This window comes from Psychrobacter piscatorii (assembly GCF_904846415.1).
GTDB lineage: Bacteria > Pseudomonadota > Gammaproteobacteria > Pseudomonadales > Moraxellaceae > Psychrobacter > Psychrobacter piscatorii.
The window spans coordinates 1-12757 of the sequence record NZ_CAJHAR010000051.1; the positions used below are offsets into that span (position 1 = coordinate 1).

The window sequence follows — 12757 nt, forward strand, 5'->3', positions numbered from 1 at the left end:
CTGATGATGAGATGCAGGACATTGAGAACAAACTAAATAACAGACCAAGAAAACGCTTAGGGTTTAAAACGCCTATGCAGGCGTTCTATAATATTAATTAGCGTTGCACTTGGTGTGTTAATCTAAGTTATAATAAGGTTGAGCCATATGAACGACATATCTTTAGCAGGGACAACGAACACCCTACCATCTGATGCAGCCAATGAGATTTCTAAGTTAGCAATCCTATCTAGAGAAGAGACAGAAAATACTAGAAAGGTTGCGCCAGCCGTGGTCAAGAAGCTTTCTGAGCTATCTTTTTTTAGAATGGGGCTACCAAAGTCTTTAGGGGGATGGGAAGGGAATCCCGTAGAAACTCTAAAAGCTTATGAGACGTTAGCAAGCGCTGAGGCCTCGGTTGCTTGGATCGTTTGGAACAACCATTTGGCCTGTACGTTCGGTCGATTTTTGGACGAGTCCAGTATGAAAGAGGTATACAGCGACCCCTCTCATATTTATGCCAATTCTGCCCGCCCCGAGGGTGTGGCGCACACAGTTGATGAGGGATACTTGGTATCTGGGCAATGGACGCTTGTATCTGGGTGTCAGCTGGCAGATTGGTTTGTATTACGTTGCTTAGTCATTTCAGAAGGTTCGCCTACCAGCCTAGGACCGGACGCAAATTTGAAACTATTTTTTATTCCAAAAGAAGATGTACAAGTCATTGATACTTGGCATGTAGGTGGCTTAAACGGTACAGGTAGCCACGATATCGTCATAAAAAAGGCATTGGTAAAAAAAGAGTATGTTGTTGATTTCGATAGTCCCGTAGCTTTAGATAACGCCTATAGTCGCCTACCTATCGGTTGTATCAACGCTGCGGGCTGTGCTGCAATGTCCTTAGGTGTTTTAAAAGCAGCCATGGATGACTTAATTGATATGTGTCTTGAGAAAGTGACGCCCGGTAAGAGCCCAGATCTACGCGACCGTGCAACCGTACAAGCCACTATTGCAAAGAGTAAAACACTATTGGCATCTAGACGCTTACAGCTGCATCATAGTGTTGAAACATTATGGGAAGAATCACAGCAACAAAAACCTTTTAGTGACGTGCAACTTGCTGATGTATGGGCAGCAGCTTGCGAGGGGGCAAGAGAAGCCAGATTGATGGTATCTGAGATTTATGCCGTTGCTGGTACCGCCTCATTATATAAAAAACATAAGATAGAAAGAGCGCATCGAGATATTCATGCGATTTTACAGCACGGCATCATTCAACCCCATTGGATGAATCAAGCAGGTATGGCTTATGTCGGATTAACACCAAATGGGGCAATGTTCAGAGTATAAGAACAGCTTTTGCGATAAACAGTAACGCTTGTAAAATAGATATTACAAGCGCTTGTTATTGCTCAGTCGCTGCGTAGAAACCAAACAAATCATTGATAATGCCTGATTACCCCTAGCTTCATTGTATTGAAAATCTATTCTTCACCCATAAAAAAGCAAGACATCTAATGCCTTGCTTTTTATATCTTATTGACAGTTACAGTTGAGCAGCCTCTTTAGTCAAAATGGAACCCTGCGCCAATCGCGCCACCGACGTTGCCTTGAGTGTCTGCCGTGCCGTTCACCTTGATAACCCAGCGACCGTCGTTAGAGAGTTTGGAAAAACCGATCGCTACTGCACTTTCTCCATTGTATGTACTCACACCGCCACCGATGAGTGACTTACCTGAGATAAAGGCCTGAGGTAGTGCAGACATTGCCATCGCAGCTGAGATACCTGCATTGGCATCGTCTTCTACTTCATCGATTCTGTAGCCAAGATCGTTCATGTTGTTATTGAGTCGACTATCAAGTGCACTAAGCTGACTGTAGTTGACAGCATCTGTTGCCTCGACACCCTCGGCAACACCAGTCATACGTTGATTGCCTGCATATAAACCTTGAGCAGTCATACTTGGCCCATCTTGCATAGTAATGCCACTACTATTGATAACCGTTGTCCCAGCTGTGACACTATCGACGCTAATATTACCATTCAAATCAAACTTGATGTTACTACCCTCTGCGGTGGTGGTGATGTTATTACCACCTGTGAAGCTTAGGACACTCTCATCTCCAACTGGCTTGTTGATGGTAGCGCCACTATCGGCACCAAAATTGAGCCCAGCATCGAGCCTATTCGTGTTGGTCTTGATGCTGGTAGTGTTGGTCGTAATATTGGCAGTATTGGTCATGATATTGCTAGTATTAGTAGCAATATTTGTGGTGTTGGCCGCAATATCGGTTGTGTTATTGGTGATATTAGTTGTATTGACCTGTACGTTTTCATTGATTTCTATCGTGCCTTGTCTAATAGAAGCAATCGCACCATCGATATTACTTTGACCGGTTCCGCCAATATTGCTGTTGGTAAAAGTACCATCGTCAGGATTATAGACCGTGTTGCCACCGATGATGCTACTGATACCAGTGCCTTGTGCATAGAGCTGACTACCGTTGATAGCATCTTGGCTTTCTGCAGTCACTTCGCCGTTTTGGACATTGGTAACCTTGTTATCAGCGGCATCAATACCACTTTTTGTGATACTAGGACCACCTGCAATCGTGAGTCCATTATCATTGATGGTCGTATCGCCAGCTGTGACGCTAACGACGCTGATGTCTGGATTTAGATCAAAGCTAATATCATTAGCGCCAGCAGGTACAGCAGCTAGGCCTGTATTAGCATCAAGAGCAGCCCCATTATTGATTAAGGTTCTAGATACTTTGATATTACCGTCTCTGCTATTAAGATCGATTGCATCTCCTTGTCTTACCTGAGTAGCAATGTCACCTTGAGCAGTAATATCCCAACCTCGATCCAAGGCAGTGGTCACTTCTCTTAGTTGTCCGACGTTTACGGCATCAGAATTTAGCTCGCCTCTGCCAACATTGCGGATAGTGTTGCCGCCGTTATCAAGACCAGTGCGGCTTAGTCTGACGGTTCTACCCATGCCATTATCAACAAAGGTAAAACCTGTGCTATTCATGATGCTATTGCCTATTTGCAGACGACCTTCGTCGCCCAAGTCCAACTGATTGTTGAGCGTAACTTGGACACCCGTTGCAGAAGCTGTGGTGGTCAGATTACTATCACCAGTAATATTGATCGTATCGCCTAGCGCAAACTGCTGGTCGTTGTCGCTATTGCCATCACCAATTTTGATACCTTTGGCAATTTCGTTATTGGTCGTTGTGAGCTGTGCAAAGTTGACAGCATCAGTTGGCGCAATACCTTCACCAACCTTGATAATTCTGTTGTTACCATTATCAAGACCTTCGTTGCTTAAGGTAATGGTCTGATTAGGACCATCAGTGATGGTGACACCTGCATTGTTAAGTACTGTGCTTTCCATTCTTACGCTACCATCTCTACCAAGCATTACATCTTCAGCCAATCTAACGTTTAGGTTGCCTTCTTCATCAGCGACCACCCCGATGTTATTCTCAGTCAACTCTGTCGCGCCGCCTTGGATCGTTAAGGTTTGACCTAATTTACGATTGACGACAACTGCGGTATCGTCTCCTGTAAAGTCCAATCCCAAGTCGACTGTACTGTTGGTTGCATTCAATTGTCTAACATTAACGGCATCTGTATCGTCTTCACCATCAGCAACCTCAGTGATTCTATTACCACCATTATCAAGTCCTTCACTACTCAAACGGACTGTACTGTCAACGAAGCTGACTCTAGTAAAAGTAACCTCGTCTTTTGTAGCAACTTTTATACCGCCCTCTTCAGCACTAAGAACAATGTTGTCTCCTGTGAGGAAGTTAGCGGTGTTGTTATCTTTGGTCAGTGTCTTGACATCTTCACCATCGATTTGAGTGATGACACTTTGCATGGCACTATCAGCTTTTACTAAGCTGGCTTTGCTGTCGGCACTTAGGTCAACGGCATAGTCAGTTATGTTGGTCGACTCGTCTTTTTCACTAGCTGTGACTGTGACAGCGGAAGAGCCTGCTGAAGCAGTAACGCCATCTGCATTGACGGTGTAGACGTCTTGACCAGTGATACTGTCAATTGAGAAGTCCACACTTGCTACGTTCGTTCCTTTGAGCACTTTGGTTCTAGCAGCAGCAGAGGCGTTGGTGAGCTGGCTGACATTGACGGCGTCTTTAGCCTGTACGCCATCGTCAACGTTAATAACTCTTTTATTACCAGCATTGATACCACCCGATTTGGTCACGCTTGGTCCATTTAGGATAGTGAGACCATCATTGGTTAGGGCGGCACTAGTCGGGTTAAAGGGGTTGAGACCGGTCACGCTGACACCTGCTCCACTGACGGTGGTGACGCCGCCTGTGAGTAGACCGCCTGTGACGATGCCTAAGCGATTAACACTTGTGCCATTCACAACATTACCTGTACTGACACTACCATTACTGCCTAGATCAAGATCGTTATTAAGCTTGACTTCGATTTTGCCATTTCTCACTCTTGTGTCGATATTGTCATTAGAGCCGACGACTTCTACCGCTTGACCAAATGACTTTTGTACGGTATTACCATCAGCAGCTTTCAGAGCGAAGCCTTTATCGACTTTAGTATTGGTTTCAAATAACTGGCTTCCATTAACTGCATCAGAGCTATCTTCGCTTATCTCGCCTGCAGCGACGTTAGTCAGTGTAACGGGGGTAGTAGAACCTATGCTACCTAGTGTCACACTAGTTTTGGCTAAGTTATCATACTGCACTGAATTATCTGCTTTGATTAGACTATCTTTAGTGCCTTGGCTTAAGTCAACTGTGTAATCAGTCAAATTACTGGCATCCGTCGTAGCACTTACGTCTATAGCTGTAGAACCTGCTGAGGTTTTAGAACCATTAGCATTGACGGTATACACATCTTGCCCTGTAATATTGTCAGTTGAAAAGTCCACACTGGCTACGTTAGTACCTGCGACAACCTCTGTTCTAGCAGATGCAGATGAACTGTTGAGCTGACTAACATTGACAGCATCATTTGGATTCTCACCATCATCAACATTTACAATCTTTTTGTTTCCAGCGTTGATACCACCCGATTTGGTCACGCTTGGGCCGCCGATAATATTAAGTCCATTACTAGATATAAGGGTCGTAGAGAGAGGGCTTGAGACTGCTACACCCACGCTGCTAACGGTTGTGCTGATTAACCCATTACCTGTTCTGACACCTAAGCCATTTACAGTCGTACTAAAGTATGAGTTACCTGTTGTTAGACCAGAGCGATCAAGTGTCGTTGTGCTACCCAGTCCAAAAGGAGAACTTGAGCCTATTTCCACGCTACCACTCTTACCTAGATCTAGGTTGTTGTTAAGCTCGAATGAGACATCATTACTGTTTGCTGTTTTGGATACGATAATGTTACTGTTTTTACTATTGAAATCAACTGAGTCACCAGGTTTTACTGTACTTGCGGTAGCACTGTTGCCTTGTGCACTGATGTCCCAGCCTCTATTAGCCGTTTCTGTAACCACTTTTAACTGAGAGACGTTCACTGCATCAGTATCTGCTGAGCCACCTGCAACATTGACGATACGACGTTCGCTTCCAACAGCTCCTACCGAGACTGTGCCATTATTGGCATCAGCAGCAATGTTGGTTAAGAATGAAGCGCCACTTTGTACCGCGCCAACAGAGTTTTGACCTAAAGCGACACTGTTTAAAGCGTTTGCTTTAGAACCTTTACCTAGTGCAACGCCGCCTAAAGCCTGAGCTTGCGCATCAAGACCAAGTGCAACGGTATCGTGAGCAGTCGCTTTGGCTTCGTAGCCTATCGCAACCGCACGACTTGCGGTTCCGTTTGTGGCTCGTTGCCCTATCGCAACTGAATTAACACCTGCTTTTGCATCTTGACCACCAGCAAAGCCGTTGAATGAAGATCTTGCGCCTTCACCAATGACGGTTGCATTTGAGTTCCCAAATGCATTCTCTCCAACCACGGTTGAGTTATTACCGTTTGCATTGGCATTAGAGCCAACGGCAAGCGCATCAGTGCCTGTTACTGACGTAGTGTATGGCTGTGTACTACTAGAGCGGATAGGGAAATCAATGCCAGCAACGATAGTGTCTAGTGCTTTTAGCTGAGACACGTTCACTGCATCGCTGTCTTGACTACCTGCTGCAACATTGACGATCTGACGGTTTCCACCATCCTCTCCTGTACCAACCGATACGGCACCGAGCGTTACACTCCTAGTAGATTCAATCATTAATCCATTCGCTGAGGTTGGAACAAATACTTGTCCCTGTGCACCAGTAGCAGCACGGTTAGCGAGCGATTTGGAACCTAAAGCCACACCATCCTCAATATTACCAAATGCTCCTGCACCCAGAGCCACAGAACCATCTTTGCTCGCTGATGCACCTATACCAAAGGCAGAAGACGCAACACCAGATGAAGAGGACTGCACACCAATTGCGGTAGATAATGCGCCTTCAGACAGCGCTTTTGCCCCAATGGCTATGGAAGCGGCACCTGCAGCTTCAGTATTTCTCGCATAATACGCTGGCTCAACAAGATCTCGACCAGTATAAGATTTAAACACTGTATTAACGGTACCTGTATTTTTGCCAATGTTAGCTGTGCCATCAAGGTTTGCTTCAGATGCCGCATTCAGATCATCGCCACCAATGGCAATAGATGAGCCGCCTCTTGACACCACATTAGCACCAATTGCAATGGACTGCTCACCTAGTGCAGCAGTATTCTGTCCACTTTCACCGCTACCAATTGCAATGGCTTGCCCGCCAGTAGCACTAGCATTACCGCCCATCGCCATAGCATTGGGTCCGGTTGCGCCATCGTTATTGGCATTGCCAACAGCAGTTGAGTTGACACTATAGTACTTGGTTTTGTTAGCGGCGACTGCATTGTTCAGATCACCGATGTTTGCTGCATTGGAGTCATTACCCACACCACTTGCGACGTTTGTAATTTGATTGCCGCCATTATTTAAACCAGTGTTGCCCAGTACGACGTTATCAATTGGATTGCTTGCTGTAATCGTAATACCTGAATTATCAACCAAAGTATCACCTGTTTTGAGACTGCCATCAGCGCCTAAATCAATAGTTTTATCGAGCTTTATCGTCAGTGATTTATCCCATTGATCAGCCGTGACGCTTATATTCTTAGTATTTGAGTCGCCAATGACTGTCTCGCCACCTTGAACTGTCAAAGTTTGATGATACAACGGATTGGTATAAATCTTAGGTGCTGGATCATCCCCAGCGAAGTAAGTACCAACTGCATTTGCCTGCATACCAAAACCAGCCGTCAATAGCCCAAGCGCCATGGCACTTAAGCGTAATGTCTTGATAGCAGATATATTGGATGTGGTATTGATAGTAGCGTTAGAGCTAACACTAGATTTGGAAGATTTGCCACGCCCTTTTGCGTATTCACCGACTGCGGTAAAACAATTTAAGGCTTCATTCCAGATGACTTTATAGATGCGGTTCATGATGTATACTCCCTTACAGATTTGTCAGATTTAAAAAATCAGAGATAAAATCCATCTTGCAAGAGAGTTGATATGACCAAATAAAACGAGTTATGAATCTATAATAATGAAACCTTGTTAAATGTTACTGGTGTTAATGTTCGATAAATGAGGCGTTTTGTTTTGTAAGTTCTGTATCACTCTCTATATATATTAGTATTACCGAATATATATAGAGTAACAATGCCGTTCATCTGGGATTTAATACCGTTCATCTATTATATTCATACAAACAAATATATTTATGGCAATAAATGAATATAAATACTCCCATATTGATTTACGATCAATATTCTAATAATTTCTTTTGATGTTTCTTTTAATATCGCTGTCTTAATGTTTATAGAACATAGAACATCAATCCATGAAAAGTATCTACTGGTACGTTAAACTTTTTCCTCATGATAAATTTTACTATTTAATCGGCAATACTATCTGCACCACCAACCCTAGTACACCATCTCGTCGATTATGGGCGTTGATATATCCCTTATGCGCCATCACTACAGCATGAACAATGGCCAGCCCCAACCCATAACCGCCCGTATCACGATGACGAGCCGTGTCGAGACGGACAAATGGTTGAAAAATACGTTCTAAATCCTCATCCGCGACACCGCCACCCTCATCCGTGATGGTAATCTGAATTGCAGGCATCTTATTATCTATCTGCACCGCTTTCATCTCAGCGATGACCGTTGAGCCCGCTGCCGTATGCATAAAAGCATTGCGAACAACATTCTCAAGTGCGCTATATAATTGTTCTTGATTGCCTTGTACTGTCCAAGCGCTTTTTAAATCATTGGAAAATGAATATTCAGGTGGTTGCCACTGCCATCTGACCTCTTTATGCTGAAACTCAAAACACACATCCTGCCCGATGTCACTGATAATCTCGGACAAATCGACAGCTTCGCTCTCCAAATTATCAATCGTATATTGCTGCATTTGTAAGGACTGAATATGGATGATTTGCTCAATTAACTCATTCATCCGCGCAGACTCTTTGTCAATACGGTCTAAATAACGATGAGCGTTGGGTGCAAAATCACGAGTCAGCTCAGTTGCAACATCGAGACGCGCGAGCGGTGAGCGCAGCTCATGCGAGATATCACTGAGCATCTGTTTACGCGCCAGCTCACTATCAGCCAGTCTCGTTGATAAATGAGCCACGTCTTTGGCCAGTAGTCCCAGCTCATCATCACCCATTTTTGACAGCGCTGGATTGGCTTGATAATCCCCATCAATCATACGGTGCACGGTACTCTGCACACGTCCAATACGCTGAGTCAATGTACGGCTAAGCCAGACACAAACCAACACACTAAAGGCAATAATCAATAGTAAACGTATGGGAAAATTACCATGCTGTAGCTCCACCACATCTGCAAAACGTAGGTGCGGGCGCAACTGTATAATGACTGACTGTCCATCAGGCAGTTCAACCGAGATGTCTGCCAGTTCAGGACGCGCATCAATATCCGCTATTGCAGCACTGCTCGACATTATTGGTTTTAATATTTCGTGCAAAACAGAAGGCTGTTTTGTGGGTATCTCATCATTCGGATTGATTGGTTTATTGTTATCGTAAGCTCTAGGCGGTGACGGCAGTGGTTGCTGCATGGCACGTTCCATCGACTGCTGCCCGCTCTGCCCACGTCCTTGCGTACGCTCGTCTCTGTCCCGATAACGCGGAAATATAATAGCGCCTTGCTCATCGTAGACTCTGATTTGACTCATGAGGCGTCGATCTTGACGATACATCTGCCTGACAGCTATCAAATCACCCACTCGCAGCGCATCGACCATCTCTTGACGCTGAATTAATAGACTCTCAATTTGTATATCCATACGAGCCGTTAGCTCTTTTTCAGCCAGCCAACGCTCCACCATAATGGATAATAGTGAGGTAATTAGTATCGTCAGTAATAGACTCAGGAATAAACGCCAAAACAGCGTGATTCGCACTTTGAATTTCGGTGATTTGACGGGATTACTGGAAGTTTTTATCATTAGAGCACCAGTTGATAGCCTTTACCACGCACCGCTTTTATTGGTTCGTCATGAAAAGGCTGAAGTTTCTTGCGCAGGCGAGACACATGCACATCAAGGCTACGATCAAAAGGCTGCAACTCACGCTGCAAGACATTCTCTGACAGCCATGCTTTGCTGACCACTTCCCCTTTTTGCTTGAGCAGCGCCACGAGTAAGTCAAACTCTGTTCCCGTCACTTGTAATGCTACGCCATCTATTTCACAAACACGCTGATTTTGATCAAGATGCAAGCGACTCTCTGGTAGCGGCGTATGCTCAGACGTGGTCGTGTTGGTACGCTTAATCACAGCATTGATACGTGCCAGTAGCTCGCGGGGGTTACAGGGCTTGGTGATGTAATCGTCAGCGCCCAACTCCAAACCAATAATACGATCAATCTCCTCGCCCTTTGCCGTCAGCATAATCACGGGGATATCACTGATATTTGGCAGTTGCCGCAGCACACTTAGCCCATCTATTTTTGGCATCATGATATCGAGGACGAGCAAATCATAAGCAGAGTCATCGTGCGCCACCGCCTTCAATCGTTGTATAACTGCCGCCCCATCATGGACACAGTCGCAATGAATACCATGGTTGTGCAAATACTCTTGTAGTAACTGAGTCAATTCTTCATCATCATCACCTATCAATATATTTGGCACACTTACCTCCTTTCCATGATTTTAATTGGCTTTCATTCATTTACTTGCCCATATTATCAGGCAAGCGCATATCAATTCGCTATAAACGTTACCTTTCTTAATACTTCATAAATGTTCGTAACCTTTAACTGCCGTAAGATAGCTTCTATCAACCGCAAGACCTGCACTTTTAAGACGACTAATCACAACGATTAATAGCGCTTAAAACGCGATGCTTGCAAGATAAGACTTTAGTGTTTACTTAACCAAACTCACTGTAATTAAAGGATGTCATCATGAAAAAATTATTATTGGGCTCAGTATTAGCAGCTTCTAGCGTATTTACTGTGACAGCATGTTCTAGTGTCAATGCAGCCTCTGACACCGCGCCAATGAATCAAATGCAAAAGAACCATAAAGACGGCGCCATGAGAGGCCCAATGTCAAAACTGGATCTAACAGCGACGCAGCAAGCGCAAATCAAAGCCATCATGCAGGAAAAACATGGCGATCGTACTGCTGACCGTGCAAAAAACCAAGCAGAACGCGCACAAATGGAACAACAAATACAAGCACTGACCAATGCAAGTACATTGAACAATGCGGCGGTAAATCGTTTGGCCGATCAGCAAGCGGCAAAAGCAAAACAGCGCTTTATTGAGCGCGTCCAAACGCAGCATGCCATCTCTCAGGTGTTGACTGTTGAGCAGCGTGCAAAAATGGAACAGCTCAAATCAGAAAGACAAGAAAAAGGTCGTAAGCACTCAAAAGACCGCAAAGGCCATGGCAAACCACATCATCAAGGTATGTAACTTGTTATTAGCCGCCTGTCACTAACCGTCTGTCACTAGCCATCTGATTAGTGCCCATAACCATTTATGAAGTTTTAGTGATTTGCATAGAAAAATAGTGACTTGTATAGAAAAAGCGTATCGTATAAACGGTGCGCTTTTTTAATATAAAATCGTTCTACTCAAAACTCAGTGAGCCTAGCTAGTAATTACCCAACTGTGAATTATTCAATCGCATCAAAGCGAGCTTTCGCCATTGGCAATATAGTAAAGATCATTTTACCCACTGCGGTACCGTTACCATCGCGATAATATTGCAACAGCTCAGGGCCGTATTCTCGCATATCAATGCTATTGCTGGCGTTCGGTGATTGAACATTATTTGGCAGATTCGGAAATGCTTTATCTTTGCCATTAATAGCAGAATACTGCTGCAAGACATCTATTGTCATACTTTTATCTGACGCAGTTTTGCCAGTGTTATCTAATTGGCGGTGCAGATGCTGCCATTTGAGCTGACCACCTTTGTCAAATCCATATAGCTCTTCTACTGTAGCGTTTGCAGCGGCTTTAGATACCGCCTTGTCTTCATCATTTATTTGAGCATTTATCATAGCCAGTATTGTTTGTACCATCGCTTTACTAGTGAACTCCTTTGAGCTTTGAATCGTCTCAAAGGCTGTCCTAGGCTCGGCTTCTTTGACCAGCTCTGGATATTTTTGGCTAATGCGCTTGTAGAAGATTTGCAGATAGTTTTGATAATCGTCTTGATAGCTATCGAAACTTTGTACTCGGCGAATCACTTGGTCAGTCGAGAGCATTGCTGATAGCTGATGCGCAGGCAACTTGGGAGACAGCGATGCAAGCGTATTAGGCGCGACATAGCTAAACTGGCTAACAGGCGTCGCCTCATAAGTCAGATCCAACGCAGCAAAGTGGCTTTTTATCACCTCACTACCGAATCCTTTAGGGAGCGTTCCATCATCAATCGCTATTTTGAGCCATTTGTTTTGCCATTTTGTACCGAGCTTATCGTCTAATAGCTCAGAATTGAACATCGCAAAGTTATCTGCCCATAGGTAGATATCACCATTTTTCAGGTCGATGTAGACAGGCTGATTGATACTGCTATGATGATTGCGCGCTTGATACTGAGCGCTGGCGAGCATCGTCGCCTTGCCTGCCATCGGCTGATAGATGCCTTGAGCATTGATAGATAACGGTTTTAGCAAGTACTCATCTAGCAATTGCGCTTTTTTGATATCTAGCGGCTTTGGTTTGTCTTCATAATTGTCAAATAGTGCCTGATAATCTGGCGCAACCTTGACATCACTATCGTACTGATGATCATCCCATGCATGGTAGGCATCGACGCACTCAAAATAAGACTGTTTGAGAGCATCACGCTTGTCATCGTAATCCGCAGCTGAAATATCTTTGTTTTGTGTTTCTGCCTGCATGATCAATGCCGCATAGGCTTGGTCATGCGTCTCTTCGCAATGTGCATCTACATAATCTGATGCCACTATTTGCGTGCCAGGTGCGGCGGCAAGCTGCTGATGATTACTGATCTCGATATTACTATGGTAGCTGAACGATTGGCGGCGCTGTTTTTGTAATGCAGTCGCTAATGTCTTTTTAGCCGTACTAGGGCGTGTCATCAATTAGCATGGATATTTCAGAATAAGCTATACTTAGATCGTATTTAGGAATTTGAGCTCAATGACTATGACAAGACGACATGCCCTACGTGATGACCAATGGGAGAGAA

The 12757-nt window shown here is 44.4% G+C and carries 6 protein-coding genes and 1 pseudogene; 3 read left to right on the top strand and 4 right to left on the bottom strand.

What is annotated here, in order from left to right; translation table 11 throughout:
- Together JMX83_RS15505 and JMX83_RS14165 are read left to right on the top strand one after the other, a co-directional pair.
- Window positions 1-101: pseudogene (locus JMX83_RS15505) on the top strand (IS30 family transposase); the annotation flags it as partial.
- A gap of 46 nt (window positions 102-147) precedes the next feature.
- On the top strand, window positions 148-1329 hold the full coding sequence (locus JMX83_RS14165) for an acyl-CoA dehydrogenase family protein (protein ID WP_201603069.1): 1182 nt from the start codon (window positions 148-150) through the stop codon (window positions 1327-1329).
- A 215-nt stretch (window positions 1330-1544) separates the two neighbouring features.
- On the opposite strand, the gene JMX83_RS14170 is transcribed toward JMX83_RS14165, so the two are convergent.
- The 3 genes from JMX83_RS14170 to JMX83_RS14180 all read right to left on the bottom strand — a co-directional run bounded on the left by JMX83_RS14170 (window position 1545) and on the right by JMX83_RS14180 (window position 10216).
- The gene (locus JMX83_RS14170) at window positions 1545-7478 is read right to left on the bottom strand and encodes an ESPR-type extended signal peptide-containing protein (RefSeq protein WP_201603071.1); all 5934 of its coding nucleotides are present in this window, start codon (window positions 7476-7478) and stop codon (window positions 1545-1547) included.
- 453 nt (window positions 7479-7931) lie between these two features.
- Window positions 7932-9530, bottom strand: coding sequence for a sensor histidine kinase (locus JMX83_RS14175; RefSeq protein WP_201603073.1), 1599 nt, complete (start codon window positions 9528-9530; stop codon window positions 7932-7934).
- Window positions 9530-10216 carry a response regulator transcription factor gene (locus tag JMX83_RS14180; RefSeq protein WP_201603076.1) on the bottom strand — a complete coding sequence of 229 codons (687 nt, stop codon included), beginning with the start codon at window positions 10214-10216 and terminating at the stop codon, window positions 9530-9532. The genes JMX83_RS14175 and JMX83_RS14180 overlap by 1 nt, the downstream gene beginning before the upstream one ends.
- 275 nt (window positions 10217-10491) lie before the next feature.
- Between JMX83_RS14180 and JMX83_RS14185 the strand changes: the two genes are divergently transcribed.
- Entirely contained in the window at window positions 10492-11007 is a 516-nt protein-coding gene (locus JMX83_RS14185) for a Spy/CpxP family protein refolding chaperone (RefSeq protein WP_201603078.1), read from the top strand.
- A gap of 203 nt (window positions 11008-11210) precedes the next feature.
- Here the strand turns inward: JMX83_RS14185 and JMX83_RS14190 are convergent, their stop codons facing one another.
- A complete protein-coding gene (locus tag JMX83_RS14190) occupies window positions 11211-12647 on the bottom strand; it encodes a hypothetical protein (protein WP_201603080.1) in 1437 nt (478 codons plus the stop codon).
- Window positions 12648-12757: the final 110 nt, after the last annotated feature.

Bases quoted from the DNA above. Each gene is read 5' to 3' on its own strand.
- JMX83_RS14165 (WP_201603069.1), top strand. From the start codon at position 148: ATGAACGACATATCTTTAGCAGGGACAACGAACACCCTACCATCTGAT.
- JMX83_RS14170 (WP_201603071.1), bottom strand. From the start codon at position 7,478: ATGAACCGCATCTATAAAGTCATCTGGAATGAAGCCTTAAATTGTTTT.
- JMX83_RS14175 (WP_201603073.1), bottom strand. From the start codon at position 9,530: ATGATAAAAACTTCCAGTAATCCCGTCAAATCACCGAAATTCAAAGTG.
- JMX83_RS14185 (WP_201603078.1), top strand. From the start codon at position 10,492: ATGAAAAAATTATTATTGGGCTCAGTATTAGCAGCTTCTAGCGTATTT.
- JMX83_RS14190 (WP_201603080.1), bottom strand. From the start codon at position 12,647: ATGACACGCCCTAGTACGGCTAAAAAGACATTAGCGACTGCATTACAA.